Source organism: Mycobacterium sp. (assembly GCF_035274705.1).
Classification (GTDB): Bacteria; Actinomycetota; Actinomycetes; order Mycobacteriales; family Mycobacteriaceae; genus Mycobacterium.
In genome coordinates, this window is the sequence record NZ_DATENY010000130.1 from 44,588 (window position 1) to 70,093 (window position 25,506).

At 65.3% G+C, this 25,506-nt stretch carries 26 protein-coding genes and 1 pseudogene; 15 read left to right on the plus strand and 12 right to left on the minus strand.

The features are described 5' to 3' along the window. From rfbC to VJV41_RS26980, 7 genes are all read right to left on the minus strand, one after another. Positions 1 to 603, minus strand: a complete 603-nt coding sequence (gene rfbC, locus VJV41_RS26950) for a dTDP-4-dehydrorhamnose 3,5-epimerase (protein ID WP_325338991.1) — start codon at positions 601 to 603, stop codon at positions 1 to 3. Then, positions 600 to 1,595 (minus strand): dTDP-glucose 4,6-dehydratase, encoded by a 996-nt coding sequence (gene rfbB, locus VJV41_RS26955; RefSeq protein WP_325338993.1) that lies wholly within the window; start codon positions 1,593 to 1,595, stop codon positions 600 to 602. Before rfbB ends, rfbC begins: the two co-directional genes overlap by 4 nt. An 11-nt stretch (positions 1,596 to 1,606) precedes the next feature. Then, positions 1,607 to 2,374: a class I SAM-dependent methyltransferase gene (locus VJV41_RS26960; RefSeq protein ID WP_325338994.1), complete on the minus strand. Its 768-nt coding sequence runs from the start codon at positions 2,372 to 2,374 to the stop codon at positions 1,607 to 1,609. Between the two features lie 104 nt (positions 2,375 to 2,478). Beyond that, positions 2,479 to 3,330, minus strand: coding sequence for an LLM class F420-dependent oxidoreductase (locus VJV41_RS26965; RefSeq protein WP_325338996.1), 852 nt, complete (start codon positions 3,328 to 3,330; stop codon positions 2,479 to 2,481). A gap of 22 nt (positions 3,331 to 3,352) precedes the next feature. Continuing rightward, on the minus strand, positions 3,353 to 4,189 hold the full coding sequence (locus tag VJV41_RS26970) for an LLM class F420-dependent oxidoreductase (protein WP_325338998.1): 837 nt from the start codon (positions 4,187 to 4,189) through the stop codon (positions 3,353 to 3,355). Positions 4,190 to 4,219: 30 nt separating this feature from the next. Next, complete coding sequence (locus VJV41_RS26975; RefSeq protein WP_325339000.1) at positions 4,220 to 5,701, minus strand: ATP-binding protein; 1,482 nt, start codon at positions 5,699 to 5,701, stop codon at positions 4,220 to 4,222. A 36-nt stretch (positions 5,702 to 5,737) separates the two neighbouring features. Next, on the minus strand, positions 5,738 to 7,435 hold the full coding sequence (locus tag VJV41_RS26980) for an FAD-dependent oxidoreductase (protein ID WP_325339002.1): 1,698 nt from the start codon (positions 7,433 to 7,435) through the stop codon (positions 5,738 to 5,740). Between the two features lie 245 nt (positions 7,436 to 7,680). Between VJV41_RS26980 and infA the strand changes: the two genes are divergently transcribed. From infA to truA, 8 genes are all read left to right on the plus strand, one after another. Next, a complete protein-coding gene (gene infA, locus VJV41_RS26985; RefSeq protein WP_003418601.1) occupies positions 7,681 to 7,902 on the plus strand; it encodes a translation initiation factor IF-1 in 222 nt (73 codons plus the stop codon). A gap of 27 nt (positions 7,903 to 7,929) precedes the next feature. Beyond that, positions 7,930 to 8,043 carry a 50S ribosomal protein L36 gene (gene rpmJ / locus VJV41_RS26990; RefSeq protein WP_003879483.1) on the plus strand — a complete coding sequence of 38 codons (114 nt, stop codon included), beginning with the start codon at positions 7,930 to 7,932 and terminating at the stop codon, positions 8,041 to 8,043. Positions 8,044 to 8,190: 147 nt separating this feature from the next. Further along, complete coding sequence (gene rpsM, locus VJV41_RS26995; RefSeq protein ID WP_325339007.1) at positions 8,191 to 8,565, plus strand: 30S ribosomal protein S13; 375 nt, start codon at positions 8,191 to 8,193, stop codon at positions 8,563 to 8,565. 3 nt (positions 8,566 to 8,568) lie between these two features. Next, positions 8,569 to 8,985 carry a 30S ribosomal protein S11 gene (gene rpsK / locus VJV41_RS27000; RefSeq protein ID WP_267308563.1) on the plus strand — a complete coding sequence of 139 codons (417 nt, stop codon included), beginning with the start codon at positions 8,569 to 8,571 and terminating at the stop codon, positions 8,983 to 8,985. A 14-nt stretch (positions 8,986 to 8,999) separates the two neighbouring features. After that, entirely contained in the window at positions 9,000 to 9,605 is a 606-nt protein-coding gene (gene rpsD, locus VJV41_RS27005; RefSeq protein WP_325339011.1) for a 30S ribosomal protein S4, read from the plus strand. Positions 9,606 to 9,683: 78 nt separating this feature from the next. Continuing rightward, the gene (locus VJV41_RS27010; RefSeq protein WP_325339013.1) at positions 9,684 to 10,736 is read left to right on the plus strand and encodes a DNA-directed RNA polymerase subunit alpha; all 1,053 of its coding nucleotides are present in this window, start codon (positions 9,684 to 9,686) and stop codon (positions 10,734 to 10,736) included. A 40-nt stretch (positions 10,737 to 10,776) separates the two neighbouring features. Further along, positions 10,777 to 11,361 (plus strand): 50S ribosomal protein L17, encoded by a 585-nt coding sequence (gene rplQ / locus VJV41_RS27015; protein ID WP_325339015.1) that lies wholly within the window; start codon positions 10,777 to 10,779, stop codon positions 11,359 to 11,361. Between the two features lie 7 nt (positions 11,362 to 11,368). Next, positions 11,369 to 12,238, plus strand: a complete 870-nt coding sequence (gene truA / locus VJV41_RS27020; RefSeq protein ID WP_325339017.1) for a tRNA pseudouridine(38-40) synthase TruA — start codon at positions 11,369 to 11,371, stop codon at positions 12,236 to 12,238. Here truA and VJV41_RS27025 read toward each other — a convergent pair. The 4 genes from VJV41_RS27025 to VJV41_RS27040 all read right to left on the minus strand — a co-directional run bounded on the left by VJV41_RS27025 (position 12,235) and on the right by VJV41_RS27040 (position 15,350). Beyond that, positions 12,235 to 12,831, minus strand: a complete 597-nt coding sequence (locus tag VJV41_RS27025) for a cutinase family protein (RefSeq protein ID WP_325339019.1) — start codon at positions 12,829 to 12,831, stop codon at positions 12,235 to 12,237. The genes truA and VJV41_RS27025 overlap by 4 nt on opposite strands. A 155-nt stretch (positions 12,832 to 12,986) precedes the next feature. Then, a complete protein-coding gene (locus tag VJV41_RS27030; protein ID WP_325339020.1) occupies positions 12,987 to 13,562 on the minus strand; it encodes a cutinase family protein in 576 nt (191 codons plus the stop codon). Between the two features lie 102 nt (positions 13,563 to 13,664). After that, complete coding sequence (locus VJV41_RS27035) at positions 13,665 to 14,333, minus strand: cutinase family protein (RefSeq protein ID WP_325339021.1); 669 nt, start codon at positions 14,331 to 14,333, stop codon at positions 13,665 to 13,667. Positions 14,334 to 14,348: 15 nt separating this feature from the next. Continuing rightward, the gene (locus VJV41_RS27040) at positions 14,349 to 15,350 is read right to left on the minus strand and encodes an EamA family transporter (protein WP_325339023.1); all 1,002 of its coding nucleotides are present in this window, start codon (positions 15,348 to 15,350) and stop codon (positions 14,349 to 14,351) included. Positions 15,351 to 15,424: 74 nt separating this feature from the next. On the opposite strand from VJV41_RS27040, the gene VJV41_RS27045 reads away from it, so the two are divergent. The 7 genes and pseudogenes from VJV41_RS27045 (at position 15,425) to VJV41_RS27075 (ending at position 24,397) form a co-directional block, all read left to right on the plus strand. Continuing rightward, positions 15,425 to 15,976, plus strand: coding sequence for a CGNR zinc finger domain-containing protein (locus tag VJV41_RS27045; protein ID WP_325339065.1), 552 nt, complete (start codon positions 15,425 to 15,427; stop codon positions 15,974 to 15,976). A 104-nt stretch (positions 15,977 to 16,080) separates the two neighbouring features. Continuing rightward, positions 16,081 to 17,301 (plus strand): nitrate/nitrite transporter, encoded by a 1,221-nt coding sequence (locus VJV41_RS27050; RefSeq protein WP_325339025.1) that lies wholly within the window; start codon positions 16,081 to 16,083, stop codon positions 17,299 to 17,301. Further along, the gene (locus tag VJV41_RS27055) at positions 17,298 to 20,981 is read left to right on the plus strand and encodes a nitrate reductase subunit alpha (RefSeq protein WP_325339027.1); all 3,684 of its coding nucleotides are present in this window, start codon (positions 17,298 to 17,300) and stop codon (positions 20,979 to 20,981) included. Before VJV41_RS27050 ends, VJV41_RS27055 begins: the two co-directional genes overlap by 4 nt. Continuing rightward, a complete protein-coding gene (gene narH, locus VJV41_RS27060; RefSeq protein ID WP_325339029.1) occupies positions 20,981 to 22,630 on the plus strand; it encodes a nitrate reductase subunit beta in 1,650 nt (549 codons plus the stop codon). Before VJV41_RS27055 ends, narH begins: the two co-directional genes overlap by 1 nt. Beyond that, positions 22,627 to 23,271, plus strand: coding sequence for a nitrate reductase molybdenum cofactor assembly chaperone (gene narJ, locus VJV41_RS27065; protein WP_325339031.1), 645 nt, complete (start codon positions 22,627 to 22,629; stop codon positions 23,269 to 23,271). The genes narH and narJ overlap by 4 nt, the downstream gene beginning before the upstream one ends. A gap of 7 nt (positions 23,272 to 23,278) precedes the next feature. After that, positions 23,279 to 24,001: pseudogene (narI, locus tag VJV41_RS27070) on the plus strand (respiratory nitrate reductase subunit gamma); the annotation flags it as partial. A 93-nt stretch (positions 24,002 to 24,094) separates the two neighbouring features. Beyond that, positions 24,095 to 24,397 (plus strand): DUF4193 domain-containing protein, encoded by a 303-nt coding sequence (locus tag VJV41_RS27075; RefSeq protein WP_325339033.1) that lies wholly within the window; start codon positions 24,095 to 24,097, stop codon positions 24,395 to 24,397. Here the strand turns inward: VJV41_RS27075 and VJV41_RS27080 are convergent. Then, complete coding sequence (locus tag VJV41_RS27080; RefSeq protein WP_325339035.1) at positions 24,394 to 25,407, minus strand: DUF4331 family protein; 1,014 nt, start codon at positions 25,405 to 25,407, stop codon at positions 24,394 to 24,396. The genes VJV41_RS27075 and VJV41_RS27080 overlap by 4 nt on opposite strands. Between the last annotated feature and the right edge of the window lie 99 nt (positions 25,408 to 25,506).

Here is a 25,506-nt window from a genome sequence, read left to right on the forward strand (position 1 = left end):
CTACCGGCGTAAACCGTCGATGAACGCACGGGCCTCATCCCACGTCGGCAGCAGGCCGTCCGCCTGAACCTCGGCGAGCGTCGGCGCCTCTCGGTCGCGGTCCGACATGATCGGCTCGCCGCCGACGACCGGCCAGTTGATGCCCAGCACCGGGTCGTTGGCGTTGATGGTGTGCTCCCGCGACGGGTCGTAGCCCGCGGAGCACAGGTACATCACCGTCGAATCGTCCTCCAGCGCAAGGAAAGCGTGGCCGAGTCCCTCGGAGATGTACACCGAGCGGCGGGCCCGATCGTCGAGCTGGACCGCGTCCCACCGGCCGAATGTCGGTGAGCCGACTCGAATGTCGACCACCACATCGAAAACGGCACCGTGAAGGCACGTCACGTACTTGGCCTGGCTCGGCGGCAGCTGCGCGAAGTGCACGCCGCGCAGCACACCGGCCGCCGACACCGAGCAGTTGGCCTGCCGCAGATCGAACCCGTGTCCGGCGAATTCGGTGAACGCCGAATCGGTGAGCCACTCGTAGAACTCCCCGCGCGAATCCGTGTGCAGCGCCGGCGTGATCTCCCACGCGCCGGGTACGTCGAGCTCGCGGGCCTTCATTGGCCCCGCTCCGCATACGATGCCTCGACGAGGTCTTTCAAAGGGCGCCACCATGATTCATTGTCCCGATACCAGTCGATGGTGGCGCGCAGGCCTTCCTCGAAGTCGGTGTGCTTGGGACTCCAGCCCAATTCGTCGCGCAGCGCTGACGGATCGATCGCATAGCGCAGATCATGGCCCGCCCGGTCGACCACGTGATCGAAGTCGTCGGCGTCGCGGCCCATCAGGCGCAACAGTGTGCGCATCACCGACAGATTGTCCCGTTCGCCTTCGGCCCCAATCAAATACGTGCGCCCGATATGGCCGTCGGACAGAATCCGCCACACCGCGTTGTTGTGGTCCTCGACGTGGATCCAGTCGCGTACGTTGGTGCCGCGGCCGTATAGCTTGGGCCGCCGCCCAGTCAGCACATTGGTGATCTGGCGGGGAATGAACTTCTCGACGTGCTGGTACGGCCCGTAGTTGTTGGAACAGTTCGAAATCGTCGCGGCCACACCGTAAGACCGCACCCACGCCCGAACCAGCATGTCGGCGGCGGCCTTGGTCGACGAGTACGGGCTCGACGGGTTGTACGGCGTCGACTCGGTGAACCGCTGCCCAGAATCCAGTTCCAGGTCGCCGTACACCTCGTCGGTCGATACGTGATGCAGCCGAACCCCGTGTCGGCGCACCGCCTCCAGGATGGTGAACGTACCGATCACGTTGGTATGCACGAACGGCTCGGGTTCGGCCAGCGCGTTGTCGACGTGAGTTTCGGCGGCGAAATGCACCACGGCATCGGCCTCGGCCACGAGCTTGGACACCAGTTCGGCATCGGTGATGTCGCCCTCCACGAGGCGGATATCGGCGTCGACGGGGGCCAGCGACTCGCGGCTGCCCGCATAGGTCAGCGCGTCGAGCACCGTCACGGAGTTCTCCGGGTGCTCACGCACACTACTGTGCACGAAGTTGGCGCCGATGAATCCCGCGCCGCCGGTGACCAGCAACCGCATGATCAATGACCCTAGTCGAGGGCCTCCATCGAAGAGGGAGGTGTGCAGACGAACGCCAGTGCATCATTGTGTGCAGCGACACCGGCCGAGCCGATCTTCTGCTCGAGCCGCGATCTCAACTCGGTGAGCGCGGTGGGCTCGAGCGTCGAGTGATTGGAATAGGTGGACACCAAGTTCATGTAGTCCTCGGCGGTGTAGTGCAGGTGTTCTAAACAGCACCGTCGCTCGACCGCGAAGCCGAACTCCTCGAGCAATGCGGTCAGTTCTGCTTCGCGATGGCCGACCGGCCTCACACGCACATCCAGGTAGTCCGCACTGACCGCATCGAGTTCTTCCTGCGTCGGTGCGGTGGGGATGATTCGGTTCGCGAGAATCGCGAGACGACCAGCCGGCCTCAGGATCGTCAAGACCTTCTCGATCGCGGACCGGGGCTCAACCCAATGAAAGGACTGCGCGAAGACCACCAGATCGAACGAACGGCCGGCCGGTTGCCATTCCTCGAAGGTCGCTTGTTCGACGCTGACTGCCTTGTCGGTGGCCACGCGTGCCATCCGCGCGTCGGGCTCCACCGCGACAACGTGTGCTCCGGCTTCCATCAGTTGGACCGATGCGATACCGGTTCCGGCGCCGATATCGGCCGTCAGAATTCCGCGCTGAGTGATGAGGCCGTCGATGAGGGGCTGCGGGAAATGCGGACGATAACGGTCGTACTCATTTGCGATAGCGCCAAACGACTCGGCCCGGCGACGGTCTGTGTGCTCCGGTGGGGACTTCGACATTCCTTCAGCATGCCGCCCACGTCGGCGAGCGCCCGAGATGGGCCAGGATCCGATCGATGTCGCTTGCGTGTACTGCAACAGCTCACGCAAGAACCCGAAAGGCCCTAGCCCTTCAAGCCGAGCGGCCCGGCCAGTTCCGTCAGCGTCGGCAGCAGCTTGTCCCAGCCGCCCAGCACCTGAATGGTCACGTGGTCGGCACCCGACTCGAGATGTTCGGTCAGCCGCTTGGCGATGGCGTCCGGGCTGCCGTGTGCAACGACCGCGTCGATCAGCTTGTCGCTGCCCGGCTTGGCGACGTCGTCGTCGGTGAAGCCCAGTCGCTTCCAGTTGTTCAGGTAATTGCTGAGATTGAGGTAGAAGTCGACGGTCTTGCGGCCGATCGCGCGCGCCTCGTCCACTGCGTCTTCTGAGGTGGTGAGCACCACCTTGTGCTCGGGTGCCAGAAACACGGTGTTGCCCACCAGGTTTCGCGCCCAGCCGGTGTGTTCCGGCGTGGTCAGGTACGGGTGAGCGCCGGCGCTGCGCTGGGCGGCCAGCTTGAGCACCTTCGGCCCGAGTGCGGCGACGACGCGTCGGCTCGTTGGCACTTTCGCCGCGTCGAGCACATCGAGGTATTCGACCAGCACGTCGTAGGGCTTGCGATATTCCTCGGTGTGCTCGGGATGCCCGATGCCGATGCCGAGCAGGAACCGGCCGGGGTGCTTGTCCTCGATGCGGTGGTAGGCCTCCGCGACTTGTTCGGCACGCGCCGTCCAGACGTTCACAATGCCGGTGGCGACCTGAAGCGTCTCGGTGCGCTCCAGGATCGGCTCGACGTAATTGAGATCACCGGCGGGCGATCCGCCGATCCATACAGCGCCGTATCCGAGCTTCTCGATCTCGACCGCCTGCTCAGGTTTGGGCGTCCCGAAGGTCCACACACCGAATCGGCCAAGGTCGGGCTTCAGTGCAGTCATCGCTGTTCCTTCGGTTGGACGTTCAGTTCAGGCCGAGCGGACCGGCCAGTTCGGCAAGTGCGGGCACGAGCTTCTCGGGCGACGTCAGCACCTGCACCGGCACGTGATCCGCACCTGCGTCCAGATGTTCCTTGAGTCGCGCCGCGATGGAATCCACTGTGCCGTAGGCAACGACGGCGTCGACGAAGCGGTCACTGCCCGGCTTGGCGAGGTCCTCATCAGTGAACCCCAGCCGCTTGAAGTTGTTGAGATAATTCGTCAGGTTGAGGTAAATCTCCAGGGCCTTACGGCCGACCGCGCGGGCCTTCTCCGCGTCGGTCGTCAAGACCACCTTGTGTTCGGGCGCGATGAACGCGTCGGGCCCGATCAGCTTGCGCGCCTCGGCGGTGTGCTCGGGCGTCGTCAGGTATGGATGCGCACCGGCGGAACGTTTCGCGGACAGCTCCAAGACCTTCGGGCCCAGCGCGGCGACGACACGGCGGTTCTTCGGCACGCCGTACTCGTCAAGCTGGTCGAGGTAGTCCTTCAACGCATCGATCGGCTTGCGGTACTCGTGTCCAGCCTCCGGGTGGCCGACGCCGATGCCAAGCAGGAAGCGGCCTGGGTAGGCCTTGTCGATGCGGTGGAAGGACTCCGCGACGGGACCGGCGCCAGCGGTCCAGATGTTGACGATGCCGGTGGCCACCTGCAGGGTGGTGGTCTTCTCCAGGATCGGTTCCACCCAATCCAGTTCGGCCGGCGGCGAGCCGCCCACCCACACGGCGCCGTAGCCCAGCGCCTCGATGTCCTTCGCCTGTTCGGGGGTTACGCCGCGTCCGAACGATCCGAACCGGCCGAGGCTGGGCTTCTGGTCAGTCATGCTGAAGTCCAACCCCCACCGCGGCTGCGGCTATTCCGCTGTGGCCGGAAGTTCGATCGGTGTCGGCAATTCGGGTGCCGGCGCCACCAATGGCAGCAGGACGATGAACTTCGTGTGGCCCGGCTCGGACTGCACCCGCAGATCGCCGTGGTGCTTCTCAACGACGATCCGGCGGGCCAGATCCAGACCGAGGCCCGTGCCCTCGCCGAACGGCTTGGTGGTGAAGAACGGGTTGAAGATGTTCTCGATGATGTCCGGGGGAATGCCGGGACCGTCGTCGCAGATCTCGACGCGGATCATCTCTTCGTTCTCGCGCATCGTACGCAGCGTCAGCGTGCCGTGGCCGTCCATCGCCTGGATCGCGTTGTCGATGATATTCGTCCAGACCTGATTGAGATCGCCTGGGTAGCAAAGTAATTCGGGTAGCGACTTGTCCATTTCCTTGACCACCTTGACCGCGCCGTCCTTGCCGATCTTGTCGCCGAACATCATCACGGTGCTCCACAGCAACTCGTGGACGTCGGCGCTCTGATACTCCGCGCGGTCCATCTGGGAGTACTGCTTGGCCCCGGCCAGCAGCGCGGAAATCCGCTTGCTGGCCTCGGCGATCTGGTTCATCAACAACTCGGTCTCGATGGTGTAGCGCAGCCAACCGATCGCGCCCTGCAACGACGCTGTCGCGTCGACCTCATCGACCGAGGCTGAGACGCGTTCGAGCCAGTCGGTGTCGAGGCCGGCGTCGACGAATGTGGGGGCGTAGTCCCAGGCCCCCGACATGCCGCGGTCTTCCAGCCAATCACCGATCTGCTCCTCGCGGTCCGATGCTTCCAGCGCGGTGAGTTCGACGGACTTGGACTTCGCGACCTGCTCGGCCACTTCGTCCTGGATGCTTACCAACACGCGCAGGGCTTCGGGGGTGAATTTGCCGTCGGCCAGCATCGCCAGCTTGTGACGCATGCCCGCCACGCGGTCGCGCAGGTCGGCGACCGCCCGCGCGGTGGCTGCGGCCGGGTTGTTCAACTGGTGGGTGAGCCCGGCCGACAACTGGCCGAGCGCCAGCAATTTCTCCCGCTGGCCGATGATCTGGCGCTGCCGCAGCCCACCGACCATGTGCCCTTCGAGAAGGTGTACGGCCATCGGGAACTGCGTCTTCATGAAGGTGGCGAACGCGTCGGCGTCCAGCACGAAGAATCGCGACGGCTTGGTCACCCGCACGGAGGCTTCGTAGACGTGTTCTTCGAACGGGACGTACGCCGACCAGGCTCCGCAGTACACGCCGCGCTGGGACGTGCGGTTGGTTTCGATGTCGACGCCCGCCGAGCGCTTGGACATCACCAGTTCACCGTCAAGCAGGACGTATAGGCACGTCGCGGGATCGCCTTCGGTAACGATCGGCCCTGGCTCGAAAGCCTGGATGTGCCCGTTATCGCAGAGCATCTGCAACTGCTCGTCGGATAACGCTTCGAACAGGAACAGCGTCCGCAGTTCGTTAGGCAGACACGTCTCGCCCATATTCCGCTCCCTAGGCTCCGCCGGCGGTGCCGGCAATCAAGCTTCCGCCAGATACCGGTGCACCAACATCACAGCCATCGACCCTTCGCCGACGGCAGCGGCCACCCGTTTGGCTGACTCCGCGCGCACATCACCTGCAACAAACACACCGGGCACACTTGTTTCCAAGTGGTGCGGCGGACGGTCCAGCGTCCAACCGCTGACGTCCTTCAGGTCCGGGCCGGACAGGATGAACCCGTGGTCGTCCTTGGCGAGTACGTCCAGCCATTCGGTGCGGGGCTCTGCGCCGATGAAGCAGCACAGCCGGTCGCACGTCACCGTGTCCTTCTCGCCGGTCTGCTTGTTGAACAACACAAGGCCGGTGAGGTGGTCGTCCTCGCCGAGAGTGTCGACCACCTCGGTACAGGTCCGGACGCTGATGTTGTCGTTCTTCTCGATCTGCTGGATCAGGTAATACGACATCGACGCCTCCAGCGACGGGCCACGCACCAGCAGCGTCACCGACTTCGCCGTGCGCGACATGAACATCGCCGCCTGGCCCGCCGAGTTGGCGCCGCCGACGATGTAGACGTCCTCGCCCTTACATTCGGACGCATCGGACACCGACGCGCCGTAATAGACGCCGCGACCGACGTAGTTGCACGCCGGGTTGTCCGGGTCTTCCCAACAGCCGGTCACCTGAAGTTGGCGGTAGTCGACGCCGGTGGCCAGGATGACCGCCTGGGCGCCGATGCTGCTGCCGTCCTCGAATTCGATCGTGCGCGCCGAACCGGCGTCGCCGGCATGCAGGGCGACCGCCTTGCGGGTGGTGATGACCTCGGCGCCGAACCGTTCGGCCTGCCGTCGTGCCGAAGTGGTCAGTTCGGCGCCCGATACGCCGGTGGGGAAGCCGAGGTAATTCTCGATCCTGGAGCTGCGGCCCGCTTGTCCGCCGGTTGTGGTCGCCTCGATCAGCACGGTCTTCAGGCCCTCTGACGCGCCGTACACCGCGGCCGCGAGCCCCGCCGGCCCGCCTCCGATGACCGCGAGTTCATACATCTCCAGCGACGGACTCGTCGACAGGCCGAGCATCGCGGCGAGTTCGGTGTTGCTCGGTTCGACGAGCGTCTCGCCCTGTTCGGTGATCACCACAGGCAACTGATAGCCGTCCACCCCCGCGGCATCGAGCAGTTGTTTGCCTTTCGGCTCGTCGGCCATGAACGAGCGGAACGAATGCTGATTGCGGGCCAGGAACTGGCGCACCTCCCACGAGCGCTCGTTCCACCGGTGCCCGATGACCTTGGTGTGCGGAATGGCGCGGTCGCCGGTGGCGTGCCAGGCCTCAAGGAGGCCGTCGATCACCGGATAGAGCTTCTCCTCCGGCGGATCCCACGGCTTGAGCAGGTAGTGGTCGAGGTCGACGACGTTGATCGCGTCGATCGCGGCGTGCGTATCGGCGTACGCGGTGAGCAGTACCCGACGGGCCAGCGGGTAGATATCCATCGCGTCTTCGAGGAACTCGATGCCACTCATCTGCGGCATGCGGTAGTCGGCGACGAACACCGCGACGGTGTCACCGCGCAGCTTGAGTTCGTTGAGGGTTTCCAGTGCGTCGGGCCCGGATTCGGCGCGCACAATCCGGTACCTCTCGCCGTAGTGGCGGCGAAGGTCACGGGCGACGGCGCGGGACACTGCGGGGTCGTCGTCGACGGTCAGTAATACGGGTTTTCGGGGCTGGGGCGTGGGGCCAGTCATCGGTTATAAGTATGCTCCGGCTGTCCAGCGGATATGACGGCCTGTCAGCGGCTCTGGCCTGGCAGTTCGGCGATTTTGGGGCGGGCGGCCGAGCAGGTAGTATTGACCAACGGTGCGGCACTCGCGCCGGCTCTTGCGTGCCCCTGTTCTGGAATTTCTGGCTACTGGCTCACGTTTTGTAGTCGGAGCGCAGCTGCGCCGACAGGCGCCAACGATCAGAGGACACGGAGGATCTCCGAAAGATAATGGCCAAGAAAGACGGTGCCATCGAGGTCGAGGGCCGCGTGGTCGAGCCCCTGCCCAATGCGATGTTTCGTATTGAGCTGGAGAACGGACACAAGGTTCTTGCCCACATCAGCGGCAAGATGCGGCAGCACTACATCCGCATCCTGCCCGAGGACCGTGTCGTGGTGGAGCTGTCTCCCTACGACCTGTCCCGGGGCCGCATTGTTTACCGGTACAAGTAACTAGACGAGAACAGGATCGACACAGCCGTGAAGGTGAACCCGAGCGTCAAGCCCATTTGCGACAAATGCAGGGTGATCCGTCGGCATGGGCGGGTCATGGTGATCTGCTCCGATCCGCGCCACAAGCAGAGACAAGGCTAGTCAAGCGCTCGCTGCCACAACTTAATGACGAAATCCCAGTACCACTGAGCGGATACGCCGCTCGCCCACGTCCGGCACGGAGGCCGGACCCCGACGCAGTCGGGAACGGACTGGGACCAGACCTCCGCAAATGAAGGAATGTCACACATGGCTCGACTTGTGGGCGTGGATCTCCCGCGCGATAAGCGCATGGAGATCGCGCTGACCTACATCTACGGCATCGGCCGTACCCGCTCCCAGGAGATCCTGGAAGCCACCGGCATCGACCGGAACATGCGCACCAAGGACCTGACCGACGATCAGGTCACCCAGCTGCGCGACTACATCGAAGGCAACCTCAAGGTGGAGGGTGACCTGCGCCGCGAGGTGCAGGCCGACATCCGCCGCAAAATCGAGATCGGCTGCTACCAAGGCCTGCGGCATCGCCGTGGCCTGCCGGTGCGCGGCCAGCGGACCAAGACCAATGCGCGTACCCGCAAGGGCCCGAAGCGCACCATCGCCGGCAAGAAGAAGGCCAGGTAACCGATGCCACCCGCAAAGAAGGCAGCAGGAGCTCCTAAGAAGGGGCAGAAGACCCGCCGCAGGGAAAAGAAGAACGTCCCCCACGGCGCTGCGCACATCAAGAGCACGTTCAACAACACGATCGTGTCGATCACCGACCCGCAGGGCAACGTCATCGCCTGGGCGTCGTCGGGTCACGTCGGCTTCAAGGGTTCGCGTAAGTCGACCCCGTTCGCCGCGCAGTTGGCCGCCGAGAACGCGGCCCGCAAGGCGCAGGAGCATGGTGTGAAGAAGGTCGACGTGTTCGTCAAGGGCCCGGGCTCGGGCCGTGAGACCGCCATCCGGTCACTGCAGGCCGCCGGCCTCGAGGTCGGCGCGATTGCCGACGTCACACCGCAGCCGCACAACGGCTGCCGTCCGCCGAAGCGGCGCCGGGTCTAGGAGGGACAGAAGTCATGGCTCGTTACACAGGACCCGCGACCCGCAAGTCGCGCCGTCTGGGCGTCGACCTCGTCGGCGGCGATCAGTCGTTCGAGAAGCGTCCCTACCCGCCCGGCCAGCACGGCCGCGCTCGGGTCAAGGAGAGCGAATACCGCCAGCAGCTGCAGGAGAAGCAGAAGGCTCGCTTCTCCTACGGCGTGATGGAGAAGCAGTTCCGCCGCTACTACGAAGAGGCCAACCGTCTTCCGGGCAAGACCGGTGACAACCTGTTGCGCATCCTCGAGAGCCGGCTGGACAACGTCATCTACCGCGCCGGTCTGGCCCGCACCCGCCGGATGGCGCGTCAGCTGGTCAGCCACGGCCACTTCACCGTCAATGGCGTGAAGGTCGATATCCCGAGCTACCGCGTGTCGCAGTACGACATCATCGACGTCAAGCCGAAGTCGCTGAACACGTTGCCGTTCGAGGTCGCTCGCGAGACTGCGGGTGACCGGCCGATCCCGGCATGGCTGCAGGTCGTCGGCGAACGCCAGCGCATCCTCGTGCACCAGCTGCCCGAGCGCGCCCAGATCGACATCCCGCTCACCGAGCAGCTGATCGTCGAGCTCTACTCGAAGTAAGACTTCCTGGATCGTCCCAATGGCGGTCCGGGTATGCGGCATCAAATAGCGGGTGCCGTAGAGGAGGAAAGAAAACACATGTTGATTTCTCAGCGACCCACTCTGTCCGAAGAGGTCAAGGCCGAGAATCGCTCCCAGTTCGTCATCGAGCCGTTGGAGCCCGGATTCGGTTACACCCTTGGCAATTCGCTTCGGCGCACGCTGCTGTCGTCGATTCCCGGCGCGGCGGTCACCAGCATTCGCATCGACGGTGTGCTGCACGAGTTCACCACCGTGCCCGGCGTCAAGGAAGACGTCACCGACATCATCCTGAACCTCAAGGGTCTGGTCGTGTCGTCCGAGGAGGACGAGCCGGTCACCATGTACCTGCGCAAGCAGGGGCCGGGTGAGGTCACCGCGGGTGACATCGTCCCGCCGGCCGGCGTGACGGTGCACAACCCCGAGATGCACATCGCCACACTGAACGACAAGGGCAAGCTCGAGGTCGAGCTGGTCGTCGAGCGCGGCCGCGGCTACGTGCCCGCCGTGCAGAACAAGGCATCGGGCGCCGAAATCGGCCGTATCCCGGTCGATTCCATCTACTCGCCGGTGCTCAAGGTCACCTACAAGGTTGAGGCGACCCGTGTCGAGCAGCGCACCGACTTCGACAAGCTGATTCTCGACGTGGAGACTAAGAGCTCGATCACCGCTCGTGACGCGCTGGCGTCGGCGGGCAAGACGCTGGTCGAATTGTTCGGTCTGGCAAGGGAACTCAACGTCGAGGCCGAGGGCATCGAGATCGGGCCGTCGCCGGCCGAGGCCGACCACATCGCCTCGTTCGCACTGCCGATCGACGACCTGGACCTGACGGTGCGGTCGTACAACTGCCTCAAGCGCGAAGGTGTGCACACGGTGGGCGAGCTCGTGGCCCGCACGGAGTCCGATCTGCTGGACATCCGCAACTTCGGCCAGAAGTCCATCGACGAGGTGAAGATCAAGCTGCACCAGCTGGGTCTGTCGCTCAAGGACAGCCCGGCCACGTTTGATCCGTCCGAGGTCGCCGGCTACGACGTCGCCACCGGCACCTGGAACAGCGACGCCGGCTACGACCTGGACGACAACCAGGACTACGCCGAAACCGAACAGTTGTAACTACGCCCCGTTTCTCACGGCTTTTCACTAGGAGTTCGCAATGCCCAAGCCCACCAAGGGCCCTCGCCTCGGCGGGTCGTCCTCGCACCAGAAGGCGATCCTGGCCAACCTGGCCACGTCGCTCTTCGAGCACGGTCGGATCAAGACGACCGAGCCCAAGGCGCGGGCGTTGCGCCCCTATGCGGAAAAGCTGATCACCCACGCCAAGAAGGGCACGCTGCACAACCGGCGTGAGGTGATGAAGAAAATCCGCGACAAGGACGTGGTGCACACGCTGTTCGCCGAGATCGGGCCGTTCTTCTCCGACCGCAGTGGCGGCTACACCCGCATCATCAAGGTCGAGAACCGCAAGGGCGACAATGCCCCCATGGCCGTGATCGAGCTGGTGCGGGAGAAGACGGTCACCTCGGAGGCCGACCGCGCTCGCCGGGCGACCGCCTCGAAGAAGGCCTCGCCGGCGAAGGCCGCCCCGGCTGCCGACGCGGTCGAGGAGGCTCCGGCCGAGGAGAGCGTCGAAGAGATCAAGGCAGAGGACGCCGCGATCGAAGAGGCGCAGACCTCTGAGGCTGAGGCCGAGGTCGCCGAGGAGAAGGTCGACTCCGACGAGGATGCCGACAAGTCCTAGTGAGGCTGTGAACATGCCCGCCATCGATTCCGGTGGCGGGCATGTTCGTCTTCGGCTCGATATCGCTTACGACGGAACCGAATTCGCCGGCTGGGCGGTGCAGGCCGGACAGCGCACAGTCGCCGGGGTGCTTGACGATGCGCTGTCGACGGTGTTCCGCACGCCGGTGCAGTTGCGTGCGGCCGGACGCACCGACGCCGGTGTGCATGCGACCGGTCAGGTGACCCACGTCGATGTGCCCGCCGAAGCGCTGACGCATGCTTATCCGCGTGCGATGCGGCCGGGTGACAGCGAGTTCCTGCCGTTGGTGAGACGGCTCGCGAAGTTCCTGCCGCAAGATGTCCGTGTCCTCGACATCGCCCGCGCCGCAGCGGGTTTCGATGCCCGCTTCTCGGCGTTGCGGCGGCACTATGTCTACCGGCTGTCGACGGCCCCCTACGGGGTGGAGCCGCAAGAAGCCCGCTTCGTGACGGCGTGGCCTCGGCCGCTCGACGTTGATGCGATGGCGGCCGCATCGCGAGATCTGGTGGGGTTGCACGACTTCGCTGCCTTCTGCCGGCAACGCGAAGGCGCGACGACGATCCGCGACCTGCAACGGCTGGACTGGTCCCGCGACGGCGATCGCGTCACCGCCTACGTCACGGCGGACGCGTTCTGCTGGTCGATGGTGCGCTCTCTGGTCGGCGCACTGCTGGCGGTCGGTGAGCACCGCCGCGAACTAGGTTGGTGCGCAACATTGTTGACGTCGACACGGCGCTCCAGCGACTTCGCCGCGGCGCCACCGCAAGGTCTGACGCTCGTCGGCGTCGACTACCCTCCCGATGACCAACTCGAGGCGCGTACCAAGGTGACCCGAGAGCTACGCGTCGTCGACTAGACCCTGCCTGCGACGAAATCCGCGGCCTGGTTGGCCATGCCCGCCTGGATGTACGCGTTGGCGAGATGGGCGGGCCAGTTGTCCTGCCACGTGTTCGGGTCGGCGGGATTGCAGACGGGGTCCGCGCCGTGACACAACTCGATGGTCCGGTCGTTGTACAGCGGGTTGAAGTTCGTGATCGGCCCCACCCATGCGGATCCATTGCCGAACAGGGCCACCGCGGCGATGTGCGTATCGGCGCCGGCAGGCAGCGGAGCCTTGAAACCGAAGAAGTCGAAAGGCACTGCGAGCACGACGTCGGTGACGGCCGCACCGAGTGAGTAGCCGCCGAGCACCAGCCGCGTGTCAGGGCAGTTGTTCATCATGTACTGGATGTGGCCGCTCATATCGTTGGCGCCGATGTCGACCTCGGTGTCGGCGGGGTACCGCACCGCGTAGACGCCGACGTTCTTGTCGACCTTGGATTTCAGCGCATTGATGAACGCGTTGCCGAGTATGCCGACTCCCGTCGACTCCGTGCGACCGCGGGCGAAGACGACCTCGACCGGTGGGCAGTTCGCGGCCGACGCCGCCGGGAGCACGGTGCTAGGCATCGCGGTCGGCGCGATAAGGCCGGCTGCGGCAACAAATACTGCCGCGGCGATCACTACAGTTCGACGACGTAGACGGTGAAGCACAAGATCACGTTTCACTTCGCCGATATTAACTGAAGTAAGCAACGCGGTCGTCAATTTATCTGCGGCGGGGGCTAGAGCAGCCCCGCCACGAAGTTGGCCGCCTGGTTCGTTGGCCCACCCGGGTAGGCCCGATGCGCGGCCACGCTCTGGCCGTCCGTCTGGCAGATCGGGTCGTTGGCATTGCACAAGTCGATCGCCCTGCCACCCCACACCGGGCTCACCGTGAGCGGCAGGCCCAGCTTGGCCGACGGGTTGCCGAACACGGCGATGGCGGCTACGTGGTCGGGCACGTTGGGCGGAAGCGGGTTGTCGAACCCGACGGCGGGAATCGGCACCGCGCTGATGACGTCGATCACCGCCGCGCCCTGCGAGTACCCGCCCAGCACCAGCCTGGTGTTGGGGCAGTTGTCGACCATGTACTGGATGTGGGCGCTGGCGTCGTTGGCCCCGCCGGCCGCAGCAAGAAAGTCGAAGCTGGCGGGATAATTCACCGCGTACGCCCCGACCGACCTACCGCCGACCTTGCTGCGCAACGCGTCGACGAACGCGCCTCCAACGTTTCCCAGGCCCGGCGCGTCATTGGTGCCGCGGGCGAAGACCACCTCGATGTCCGGGCAGTCGTCGGCTGATGCGATCCCAATCGACATGGGCGACACCGTCGGTGCGAGAGGTGCAGCGCACGCTGCCGAAGCGATGAGGAAGCGGCGAAATCGTTTCGATGGCACGACGAATGATAACGCCTAGCCCGGCTAAACTATGCCAGCGACGAAGTTCGCGGCCTGATCTGTCATGCCTGAGGTCACGTAATCGCTGTGAGCGAATGGGTTCCGGCCACGAGAGCAGATCGGATCACCGTCCTTGCAGAGGTCGATCGCCTTGCCGCCGAAAACGGACGCGGTCAGCGGATTCCCGAACTTCGTTGCGGGATTTCCGAACACCGCCACCGCGGCAACATTGGGCACCAAGCTGCTCGGCAGCGGCGGTGCCGACCCGATCTCGCCTACTTTGTTGCCGAGCGGCGGGATGCCGGCAAGCATGTCCACGACTGCGGCTCCCTGTGAATAGCCTCCGAGGACGATCCGTGTCGACGGGCAGGAAGCCGCCATCGCCGAGATGCGGTTGGCGGCGTCGGCTGCCCCGTCGGCGGCGGCCAAGAAGTCATAGCTAGCGGGATAGTTGACCGCGTATGTGGTCAGGCTGCGCCCGCCGATCTGCGCCCTGAGCGCGTCGGCGAAAGCCTGACCGGGCCGTCCCAGCCCCGGCGCGTCGTTGGTGCCGCGGGCGAAGACAACCTCGACGTCGGGGCACGGATCCGCCACTGCTGACGGCGCCATGGCGAGGGTGGAGGCCGCACAGACCAGGGTTGCGGTGATCGCGGCCAACCGCGAAGACATCCGTAGCAAAGTCACGCCGGTCATCTTCACATATCGGAGTCAATTGCGAACAGCCGATTGCCCAGATGACACTCCTCCGGGCGGGCCTTCCGCCCACGTCAATTCCGCCAGCTTCTCCGTGCGATCGCCTTGGCGGGCCAGTACCAAGCCGACCAGTACGACGGCTCCGCCGATGGCCTGCGCAGGCGTGATCCCCTCGCCGAGCAGCACCCAGGCCGCCAATACAGCGAACATCACCTCGGACAGCCCCACCAGTGACGCGAACCGAGGCCGCAGCCGGGCGATGCCCATGATGCCCAGCGTGTAGGCGATCGCGGTCGGAATCAGGCCCAGCGCGATGACCGGCACCACCCACGACGTCGTCCACCCCGCGACGACGGCATCGTTGGTGGTGAAGGTCAGCGGCATCACGCCGGTCGCACCGAGCGCGGCGACCGCGACGGTGCCGACGATCAGCCCGCCCGAGGCCAGAGTGATGGAGTTGAGGCCGTCGCCGTCGGCGGCGACTTCGTCGGACATCATGAAGTAGCAGGCGGCGCAGACGCCCGCGGCCAGTGCCCAGCCCACCCCGATCAGGTTGATGTGAGCTCCGTTGAACACGTTGAGCACCAACATGATTCCCGCCACTGCCATCGCGACGCCGGCGAGTGTCAGGTGGCTCGGCCGACGGCGGGTGGTGGCCCACAGCCAGCCGACCACGAGGATGGGTGCGGTGTACTCGAGCAGCAGGGCAACGGCGACGGACAAATGCGCGACGGCGTTGTAGTAGCAGAGTTGCGCGCCGGCGATCGGGATCAGCCCATAGGCGACGACGGTCTTGCCGTGGCGCAGCGCCTCGCGGATCCAGTCACGCTTGACGACCGTGGCGAAGACGGCCATCGCCAGTGCACCGCCGGCCAGCCGCGCGGTCACCGCCGCCGTCGGGCTCCAGCCGGCTTCCATCAGCGACTTGGCGAATGGTCCGGACGAGCCGAAGGCGAATGCCGAACCGACCGCGAACAACATGCCGAGCCGGAAGTGGTCCTGCGTTGTCGCGGTCATGGTGCACCTCCGGCGTGTAATGAGTAAAATCAACTTTGGTCGTGACATTACTGCGGAAGGGGGTCATGAGTCAAATGCTTTTCAGTCATGACACCGAGCTCACTCTGCGGGCCGCAACAGTGCTGATCAACAGCGGTCGGGACGGTGAGCAACTCGGCGATATGGCAGCCCTGGATGCCTATCTGGACGGATTCGGCTGGACGGGCCGGCGCGACCACGACGCGGCCGAACTGGCGTCGGTCCATCGGCTGCGGGAGCGGCTCGGCAACATCTGGGAGGCCGCCGACGACGAAGTGCGGGCGGTTGGCCAGGTCAACGCGCTACTGAGTGATACCAAGGCATCGCCGTGGTTGACGAGGCATCCCGAGCAGCCGGAATGGCATCTGCATCTGGCGTCGGTACACGACCCGCTGTGGCAGCGGATGGGCGCGGAGATGGCGATGGCGCTGGCCGACATCATCCGCATCGGTGAACTGCGGCGGCTCAAGATCTGCGCGGCGCCCGACTGTGAGGCCGCCTTGGTCGACCTGTCGCGTAACCGCTCGGGGAAGTTCTGCGACACCGGCAACTGCGGCAACCGTCAGCATGTGGCTGCCTATCGGGAACGCCGCTCGAAAGAGCACTAGCCGACGACCCCAGCGAAGACGAACACCGCAGGCTTACCTTGGTCTGCCGCAACGATTTTCGGTAAATTCACACCACGGCAGCGCCCGAGTGGTTCTCTGAGCAGATGAGCACTGCGACAGTGCCAACGACCGGTGTGCGGCGAGGTGTGAACCTGGCGCTGGCGACCTGGGTTTCTGCGATCAACTTCTGGGCCTGGAACATGATCGGGCCGCTGTCGACCACCTACGCCGGCGACCTCAAGCTCAGCAGCACCGAGGCGTCGATGTTGGTGGCTACCCCGATCCTCGTCGGATCGCTGGGCCGGATCGTGTCCGGAGCGCTCACCGACCGGTTTGGCGGAAGGGCGATGTTCATCGCGGTATCGCTGGCGTCGATTGCTCCGGTGCTGGCGGTAGGGGCCGCGGGCACGGTCGGCTCGTACCCGTTGCTGCTGGTGTTCGGCTTCTTCCTGGGCGTAGCGGGGACGATCTTCGCGGTGGGCATTCCGTTCGCCAACAGTTGGTACGAGGCAGCCAAGCGCGGCTTCGCGACCGGCGTATTCGGGATGGGCATGGTCGGGACCGCGCTTTCGGCATTCTTCACTCCGCGGTTCGTCCGGTGGTTCGGGTTGTTCGCCACCCACGTCATCGTCGCGGCGGCGCTGGCGCTGACGGCCGTGTTGTGCATGGTGGTGATGCGCAACGCACCCGGCTTTACCGCCAGCAAAGATCCGGTACTGCCGAAACTGAAGGCCGCCGCGAAGTTGCCGGTCACTTGGGAAATGTCGTTTTTGTACGCCGTGGTGTTCGGCGGGTTCGTGGCCTTCGCCAACTACCTGCCGACCTACATCAAGACCATCTATGGGTTCTCGCCAGTCGACGCCGGCGCCCGCACGGCCGCTTTCGCGCTGGCCGCGGTGCTGGCCCGTCCGATCGGCGGTGCGCTATCGGACCGGATTCCGCCGAAATACGTTGTGCTGGTGTCGTTTGCCGGTACAGCCGCAATGGCGTTCATCGCGGTGTTCCAGCCCCCGCCCGACGTGTGGTCGGCCGCCACCTTCATCACGCTGGCGATCTTCCTGGGAATCGGGACCGGCGGGGTATTCGCCTGGGTGGCCCGTCGCGCGCCCGCGTCGTCGGTGGGCTCGGTCACCGGAATCGTCGCTGCCGCAGGCGGATTGGGTGGTTACTTCCCGCCGTTGGTGATGGGCGCGACGTACGACCCAGTGCACAACAACTACACAATCGGGTTGCTGCTGCTGGTGGCGACTGCGCTGGTCGCATTGACGTACACCGCGGTCCGCTTGCATGCGCACGAACCGGTTTCGCGGCAGGCCGCTGCATGACCACGGCGCGTGCCGGTGGGCTCATCGAGGAACTGCTCGTGCGCAGCGGGCGCTTCTTCACCCCGGGCGAGGTCTCCGGCGACCGGCGCACGGTGACCCACCGCGGCGGCCGTCAAGGTGATGTGTTCTATCGCGACCGCTGGAGTCATGACAAGGTCGTGCGCTCCACGCACGGCGTGAATTGCACGGGGTCGTGCTCATGGAAGATCTATGTCAAGGACGGCATCATCACCTGGGAGACCCAGGAGACGGATTACCCCTCGGTCGGGCCTGATCGCCCGGAGTACGAACCGCGTGGCTGTCCGCGCGGTGCGGCATTCTCGTGGTACACGTATTCACCCACCCGGGTTCGTCACCCGTATGCGCGCGGTGCGCTGGTGGAGATGTACCGAGAAGCCAAGGCGCGGTTGACCGATCCGGTGCTGGCGTGGGCCGACATTCAGGCCGATCCTCAGCGGCGCCGACGCTATCAGCGGGCCCGAGGCAAAGGCGGGCTGGTACGGGTCAGCTGGAGCGAGGCGACCGAGATGATCGCGGCGGCACACGTACATGCGATCGCGCAGTACGGCCCGGACCGCGTCGCGGGCTTCTCGCCGATCCCGGCGATGTCGATGGTCAGCCACGCCGCAGGCTCGAGATTCGTCGAGTTGCTCGGCGGAGTGATGACGTCCTTCTACGACTGGTACGCCGACCTGCCGGTGGCTTCGCCGCAGGTCTTCGGAGACCAGACCGATGTGCCTGAGTCCGGGGATTGGTGGGACGCCTCGTATCTGATGATGTGGGGGTCCAACGTTCCCGTCACGCGCACACCCGACGCGCACTGGATGGCCGAGGTGCGCTACCGCGGCACCAAGGTGGTCAGCGTGAGCCCCGACTATGCCGACAACACGAAGTTCGCCGACGAATGGATGCCGTGCGCGGCGGGCACCGACGGGGCGCTGGCCATGGCCATGGGCCATGTGACTTTGTCGGAATGCTTTGTGCGCAACCGCGTTCCGTTCTTCGTCGACTACGTCCGCCAGTACACAGACCTGCCGTTGCTTGTCACGCTCGAGGAGCGCGACGGCACGCTCGTCCCCGCGAAGTTCCTCACCGCCGCCGATCTCGGGCACGACGTCGAGAACGCCGCGTTCAAACCCGTGCTGCTGGACGGGGTCACCGACGACGTCGCGGTGCCCAACGGCTCCCTCGGGTTCCGGTACGGCGACGAGGGCGTCGGCAAGTGGAACCTGGATCTCGGCGATCTGGTTCCGGCGCTGACGGCCGCACCCCGAAGCGGCGAACCCGGTGAGGCGGTGCCGATCTCCTTGCCACGATTCGATACCGTCGACGGGCACGGCGAAACCCTGTCACGCGGTGTGCCCGTGCGGCGGGTGGGTGAGCATCTGGTCTGCACGGTGTTCGACCTGATGCTGGCGCAGTACGGAGTGGGCCGGCCCGGCCTGCCCGGTGACTGGCCCACCGGGTACGACGACGCCGAACACCCGTATACGCCTGCCTGGCAGGAGGAGATCACAGGCGTATCGGCCGCGCAAACCATCCGCGTGGCACGGGAATTCGCGCGCAACGCCGAAGAGTCGGGCGGCCGCTCGATGATCATCATGGGCGCGGGCATCTGCCAGTGGTTCCACGGGGACGCCACGTACCGCGCGGTACTCGCACTGCTGCTGCTCACCGGTTCCATGGGCCGCAACGGCGGCGGATGGGCGCACTACGTCGGACAGGAGAAATGCCGACCGGTCACTGGGTGGGCGACGATGGCGATGGCCACCGACTGGTCACGGCCGCCGCGGCAGATGGCCGGTACGTCGTACTGGTACGTGCACACCGACCAATGGCGCTATGACGGATACCGGGCCGACGCGCTCGCGAGTCCGCTGGGCCGCGGCCGGTTTTCGGGCAAGCACACGATGGATGTGCTCGCCTCGGCCGTGGCGATGGGCTGGAGTCCGTTCTTCCCGCAGTTCGACCGGTCAAGCCTCGAGCTCGCCGATGAGGCCCGCGCGGCCGGCAAGGAGATCCCCGTCTACGTCGCCGAGCAGCTCGGTTCGGGCAGTCTGAAGCTGGCCGTCACCGACCCCGATAATCCGGCGAACTGGCCGCGGGTGCTCAACGTCTGGCGGGCCAACCTGCTCGGCTCGTCGAGCAAGGGTAACGAGTACTTCCTTCGTCACTTGCTCGGCACCACGTCGAACCTGCGGGCGGAACCGACTCCAGAAGATCTGCGGCCCAACGATGTGACGTGGACGGACGAAATTCCCGAGGGCAAGCTCGACCTGCTGATGTCGATCGACTTCCGGATGACGTCGACGACGCTGCTTTCCGATGTCGTGCTGCCGGCCGCCACGTGGTACGAGAAGGCCGACCTGTCGAGCACCGATATGCATCCCTACGTCCATGCGTTCAGCCCGGCGATCGAACCGCCGTGGGAAACGCGTTCGGACTACGAGGCATTCGGCGCGGTCGCGCGGGCGTTCAGCACTCTGGCGGCCAAGCACCTGGGCAGCCGCACCGATGTCGTTCTGGGCACGCTGCAGCACGACACACCCGGTGCGATGGCCTACCCTGCGGGCGCCGAACACGATTGGCGCAGCGCGGGTGAAATCCCCGTGCCGGGCAAGACGACCGGCCCGATAGCGGTGGTCGAGCGCGACTTCCCCGCGATCGCCGAGAAGTGGGCCGCGCTCGGCCCGCTGATCGACACGTTGGGTGTGACGACCAAAGGTGTCACCACACATCCCACGAACGAGGTCCGGGAGTTGGCAGCGAAGTTCGGAGTGATGGATTCGGGTGCGGGGCAAGGTCGCCCGGCGATCACGTCGGCCGAGCGGATGGCCGACGTGATTCTGGCTCTCTCGGGTACCTCCAACGGCAGACTCGCCGTCGAGGGTTTCCGCGAACTCGAGAAGCGTACCGGCCGCAAGCTGGCACACCTGGCCGAAGGGAGCGAGGAACGCCGTATCACCTATGCGGACACCCAGGCACGGCCCGTTCCGGTCATCACGAGCCCCGAGTGGTCGGGCAGCGAGACCGGCGGGCGTCGATACGCACCGTTCACGGTCAACATCGAGCAACTCAAGCCGTTCCACACGCTGTCGGGCCGGATGCACTTCTATCTTGACCACGACTGGCTCGAGGAACTGGGCGAACAACTTCCCACCTACCGACCGCCGCTGGACATGTCCAGACTGTTCGGCGAACCAGCCTTGGGCACGGACGGCGTCGGGCTGACCGTGCGGTACCTGACCCCGCACTCGAAGTGGTCCATTCACTCCGAATACCAGGACAACCTGTTCATGCTGTCGTTGTCGCGCGGCGGGCCCACGATGTGGATGAGCACGGCCGACGCGTCGAAAATCGGTGTCCGAGACAATGATTGGATCGAGGCCGTCAACCGCAACGGCGTCGTGGTGTGCCGGGCCATCGTGTCGCACCGCATGCCCGAAGGCGTGGTGTTCGTCTACCACGCCCAGGAGCGCACCATCGACGTCCCGCGCACGGAGACCACCGGCAACCGCGGGGGCATCCACAACTCGCTTACCAGGTTGCTGATCAAGCCCAGCCACCTCGCCGGTGGCTACGCGCAGACCGCGTTCGCCTTCAACTATCTGGGCCCCACCGGTAACCAGCGCGACGAGGTGACCATCGTGCGGCGCCGCAATCAGGAGGTGACGTACTGATGCGGGTGATGGCGCAGATGGCCATGGTGATGAACCTCGACAAGTGCATCGGGTGTCACACCTGCTCGGTGACGTGTAAGCAGACCTGGACCAATCGCTCCGGCACCGAGTATGTCTGGTTCAACAACGTCGAAACCCGTCCCGGCCAAGGCTATCCGCGCACCTACGAAGACCAGGAACGCTGGCGCGGCGGGTGGGTGCGCGATCGCCGGGGGCGGCTGCGGCTGCGCGACGGCGGGCGGCTGAGCAAGCTGATGCGAATCTTCGCCAATCCGAAGCTGCCCAGCATCGACGACTACTACGAGCCCTGGACCTACGACTACGAAAACCTCATCAGCGCACCCCTGGGTGACCAGATGCCGGTCGCCGCACCACGCAGCCTCATCAGCGGTAAGCCGATGAAGGTGTCATGGTCGGCGAACTGGGACGACGACCTCGGCGGCTCACCGGAGATCCTGCCAGGTGATCCTGTGTTGAAGCAGGTGAGCGAGCAGGTCAAGCTCGAACTCGAGCAGACGTTCATGTTCTACCTGCCGCGCATCTGCGAGCACTGCCTCAACCCGTCGTGCGTGGCGTCGTGCCCATCGGGGGCGATGTACAAACGCTCCGAGGACGGCATCGTGCTGGTGGACCAGGACCGCTGTCGCGGCTGGCGGATGTGCGTGTCGGGGTGCCCGTACAAGAAGGTGTACTTCAACCACAAGACCGGCAAGGCTGAGAAGTGCACACTGTGTTATCCCCGCATCGAAGTCGGCTTGCCGACAGTGTGTTCCGAAACCTGTGTCGGGCGACTGCGATACCTCGGCCTGGTGCTCTACGACGTCGACCGGGTGCTGGCCGCCGCGGCGGTCGAGAAGGAGACAGATCTCTACGAGGCGCAGCGGCAGATCCTGCTCGACCCGACCGATCCGCAGGTGATCGCCGGGGCACGGGCCGAGGGCATTTCGGAAGAATGGATCGAAGCCGCCCAACGCTCGCCGGTGTACGCGTTGATCAACACCTATCGGGTAGCGCTGCCGCTGCACCCGGAATTCCGTACCATGCCGATGGTTTGGTACATCCCGCCGCTCTCGCCGGTCGTCGACGCGGTCAGCCGCGACGGCCACGACGGCGAGGACATCGGCAACCTCTTCGGCGCACTGGACGCGCTGCGCATCCCGATCGAGTATCTCGCCGGTCTGTTCACCGCCGGGGACACCGGTGTCGTGGCCGACGTGCTGCGCCGGCTGGCGGCCATGCGGTCCTACATGCGCGACATCAACCTCGGGCGCGAAACGCAGCGGCACATCCCGGCGGCCGTCGGGATGACCGAAGAGCAGATGTATGAGATGTATCGCCTGCTGGCACTGGCGAAATACGAAGAGCGGTACGTCATCCCGACGGCATACCCGGTCGAGGAGGGCCTGCTGGACGAGCCGGGCTGTTCACTGTCGTTCGACGGCGGGCCGGGGATGTACGAGTCCGGCCCGTTCGGTGAGGCCAGCGGCGGTCCGGTTCCGGTTGCGGTGGAGACATTCCACGCGCTGCAGCAGCGGCAGAGCACCGAGGGGATGGCTGCCAACGCGCAGCACCCGTCGAGAGTCAACCTGCTCAACTGGGACGGCAGGGGAGTGCCCACCGGCATGTTCCCCGACGGGGGAAGCCGATGAAACTGCGTCAGCACCAGTCTTATTCGCTGCAGGACCGAGTGGTGTGGCAGTGTGCGTCGCTGCTGCTGACGTATCCCGATGATTTCCATGCCGAGCGGCTCAGCACCGTCGACGAACTGCTCGTCGACCAAACCGGCCCGGCGGCAGATCTACTCGCCCGCACGACGGCCGCACTGCGCGCGCTTGACCCGATGCGCGCCGCCGCCGACTACGTCGACACCTTCGATCTACGGCCTCGCGCCACCATGTACCTGACCTATTGGACCGCCGGGGACACCCGCAACCGGGGCAGCCACATGCTCGCGTTCGCCCAGGCGTATCGGGCGGCAGGCGTCGAGCCGCCGAACGACGAATCGCCCGACCATCTTCCGGTGGTGCTGGAGTTCGCCGCCACCGTCGATCCCGCAGCTGGCCGCCGGCTGCTGGTAGAGCACCGGGTGCCGATCGACGTACTGCGCGAAGCACTCGCCGACGGCGGATCGCCGTATGCGGATGCCATCGCGGCCGTGTGCCGGACGCTGCCGGGAGCCGACAGTGGGGAAGTTCGTCGGCTGTCGCGCGACGGTGCGCCGGCAGAATCGGTCGGGCTGCAGCCGTTCACGCTGACAGTGCCGCCGCGGCGCTCGGCGGGAGGTGAGTGAGGTGTTCGGCGAGATCTTCTGGGACGTGGTGCCGTACGTGACATTGGCGATCGCGGTGGTGGGCACGTGGTGGCGCTACCGCTACGACAAGTTCGGCTGGACGACGCGCTCCTCGCAGTTGTACGAATCACGTCTGTTGCGGATCGCCAGTCCGATGTTCCACTTCGGCATCTTGGTCGTGATCGTCGGCCACGTCATCGGCCTGCTGATCCCGGAGTCGTGGACCCGCGCGATGGGTATGAGCGAACACGTCTATCACGTGCAGGCCATCGTGCTCGGCACGATCGCTGGGGTCACGACGCTTGCCGGCGCCGCACTGCTGATCTACCGGCGGCGCACCCGTGGCCCGGTGTTCATGGCCACCACCGCCAACGACAAGCTGATGTACGTCGTGCTGGTCGCGGCGATCGCGGCCGGGCTCTACGCCACCGGCCTCGGCTCGGGGGTGTTCGGCGAGGCGTACAACTACCGGGAGACGGTGTCGGTGTGGTTTCGCTCGATCTGGGTGTTGCAGCCACGCGGGGACCTGATGGCCAGCGCGCCGCTGTACTACCAGCTCCACGTGATCATCGGCTTGACGTTGTTCGCGCTGTGGCCGTTCACCCGGCTCGTCCACGCGTTCAGCGCGCCGGTCGGTTACTTGTTCCGGCCCTACATCGTCTACCGTAGCCGCGACGTCGCGGCCAAAGACCAGTTGGTGGGTTCGCTGCCTCTGCGCCGGCGGTCGTGACTGACCTCGGGTTTACCCGGACAACCGGCGGGGAACAAAGCGCTGTCCAACGGCGTTCCCGAATCATCGCGCTTAGGAAAAGGACTGTAGAACATGGCCACTGACTACGACGCTCCCCGCGTTGCAGATCCCGATGGTGCGGCTGACGAGTCGCTCGAGAACCTCGCGTCGCGAACGCGCAACGAGGCTGCGACCTCGGTGATCGATGTCGACGAGGATGACGCGGCTGACTCATTCGAGCTGCCCGGCGCCGACCTGACCGGCGAGGAACTCACGGTCCGAGTGATCCCCAAGCAGGCAGACGAGTTCACCTGCTCCAGCTGCTTCCTCGTGCAGCACAAGAATCGGTTGGCGATGCAGAAGGGCGATCAGCAGCTCTGCCTGGATTGCGTCTAGCTCGGAAGGTGCGGCGAGCCGAGGTACGGGAACTCGGCCAGCGTGTCGGTGTGCGGGCTCAGCCCGGTCGGCGGACAGTCGCCCTTGGTCAGGAAAGCCAGCCGGTAGTTGATGACGTCGTCGGTGAAGACACGGCCGTTGGGGTACTTGGCCGGCTTTGACGTGTCGAAGTGCAGCATGTCGGGAAGCGTGCCCTCATCGTCGATCGCGGCGACGGCTTCGTCCTCGGTATAGCCGCCGGTGTGGCCCATCAGGTGCACGAACATGGCAGTCCACCGCGATTTGTCGTTGACCGGCTCGCTGGCGTTGTACTCCAACTTGGTGTCGTCGGTGTTGAAGAAGCTGCTGACCGACGGGTGACCGGCACGGTCGACGTGCTCGAGCTGGCCGTCCTTGCGCACGCTGCAGCGGCCCCAGACGCGGATGTCGGGATAGGCGCCGATCTGGCTTGTCGGAAGCTCGATCACGGTCGAGAAGACGTTGGCCTCCGTGTTGGAATCCACGCCGGTCCACGGCGATTCGTCACCGAGATGAAGGTCGGTGAAGTTGCGTTTACCCGACGTGTCGAAGAGATTCTTGATCCCGTCGAAGTCGAAGAAGAACGCGTCGCTGCGCGCGCCGGCGAAGAAGGTGATGTCGCCGGACGTCGCGATGTGCGGCTCGTCGCCGACGAAGGACACCGGGACATCCGAGAAGATCTTGGTCCCGACGGCCTCGACCTCGCGAGCCTGCTCACCGGTGGCCATGTACACGTCGACGGTCTGCCTACCGTCGCGAGGTTCGGAGAACACATAACTGAAAGCGATGTCGTTCAACAGGTCGCCGTCGTTATCGACCGCCAGCCGGTAGATCGCATCGGGGTGCAAAGCGTCGGCGTTCGGATTCGCGTTGAGGATCAGCACCGTCCGGTCAGGGTTGGCCGGCGACTGAAACGCGTACAGGTCGCACAGATCCAGTCGCTGGTCACCGAGGGGCGGTCCGAGGGACAGGCCGGTGAAATGGTTGGACACGGGCAAAACGTACATCCGATGCGGCCCGACCGACCCCGTTTCAGCAATATTGTCAGGCACGTCACGGCCCCGTCAGATTGGTGAACAGGAACGCCTGCA

Coding starts and splice junctions, on each gene's coding strand:
- VJV41_RS27045 (WP_325339065.1), top strand. CDS start 15,425: ATGCTTTTCAGTCATGACACCGAGCTCACTCTGCGGGCCGCAACAGTG.
- VJV41_RS26975 (WP_325339000.1), bottom strand. CDS start 5,701: ATGGGCGAGACGTGTCTGCCTAACGAACTGCGGACGCTGTTCCTGTTC.
- VJV41_RS26980 (WP_325339002.1), bottom strand. CDS start 7,435: ATGACTGGCCCCACGCCCCAGCCCCGAAAACCCGTATTACTGACCGTC.
- VJV41_RS27050 (WP_325339025.1), top strand. CDS start 16,081: ATGAGCACTGCGACAGTGCCAACGACCGGTGTGCGGCGAGGTGTGAAC.
- rpsM (WP_325339007.1), top strand. CDS start 8,191: ATGGCTCGACTTGTGGGCGTGGATCTCCCGCGCGATAAGCGCATGGAG.
- narH (WP_325339029.1), top strand. CDS start 20,981: ATGCGGGTGATGGCGCAGATGGCCATGGTGATGAACCTCGACAAGTGC.
- rplQ (WP_325339015.1), top strand. CDS start 10,777: ATGCCCAAGCCCACCAAGGGCCCTCGCCTCGGCGGGTCGTCCTCGCAC.
- VJV41_RS27055 (WP_325339027.1), top strand. CDS start 17,298: ATGACCACGGCGCGTGCCGGTGGGCTCATCGAGGAACTGCTCGTGCGC.
- VJV41_RS27035 (WP_325339021.1), bottom strand. CDS start 14,333: ATGACCGGCGTGACTTTGCTACGGATGTCTTCGCGGTTGGCCGCGATC.
- VJV41_RS26960 (WP_325338994.1), bottom strand. CDS start 2,374: ATGTCGAAGTCCCCACCGGAGCACACAGACCGTCGCCGGGCCGAGTCG.
- rfbC (WP_325338991.1), bottom strand. CDS start 603: ATGAAGGCCCGCGAGCTCGACGTACCCGGCGCGTGGGAGATCACGCCG.
- narJ (WP_325339031.1), top strand. CDS start 22,627: ATGAAACTGCGTCAGCACCAGTCTTATTCGCTGCAGGACCGAGTGGTG.
- rpsD (WP_325339011.1), top strand. CDS start 9,000: ATGGCTCGTTACACAGGACCCGCGACCCGCAAGTCGCGCCGTCTGGGC.
- rfbB (WP_325338993.1), bottom strand. CDS start 1,595: ATGCGGTTGCTGGTCACCGGCGGCGCGGGATTCATCGGCGCCAACTTC.
- VJV41_RS27040 (WP_325339023.1), bottom strand. CDS start 15,350: ATGACCGCGACAACGCAGGACCACTTCCGGCTCGGCATGTTGTTCGCG.
- VJV41_RS27010 (WP_325339013.1), top strand. CDS start 9,684: ATGTTGATTTCTCAGCGACCCACTCTGTCCGAAGAGGTCAAGGCCGAG.
- VJV41_RS27030 (WP_325339020.1), bottom strand. CDS start 13,562: ATGTCGATTGGGATCGCATCAGCCGACGACTGCCCGGACATCGAGGTG.
- infA (WP_003418601.1), top strand. CDS start 7,681: ATGGCCAAGAAAGACGGTGCCATCGAGGTCGAGGGCCGCGTGGTCGAG.
- VJV41_RS27075 (WP_325339033.1), top strand. CDS start 24,095: ATGGCCACTGACTACGACGCTCCCCGCGTTGCAGATCCCGATGGTGCG.
- rpsK (WP_267308563.1), top strand. CDS start 8,569: ATGCCACCCGCAAAGAAGGCAGCAGGAGCTCCTAAGAAGGGGCAGAAG.
- VJV41_RS27025 (WP_325339019.1), bottom strand. CDS start 12,831: ATGCCTAGCACCGTGCTCCCGGCGGCGTCGGCCGCGAACTGCCCACCG.
- VJV41_RS26970 (WP_325338998.1), bottom strand. CDS start 4,189: ATGACTGACCAGAAGCCCAGCCTCGGCCGGTTCGGATCGTTCGGACGC.
- VJV41_RS26965 (WP_325338996.1), bottom strand. CDS start 3,330: ATGACTGCACTGAAGCCCGACCTTGGCCGATTCGGTGTGTGGACCTTC.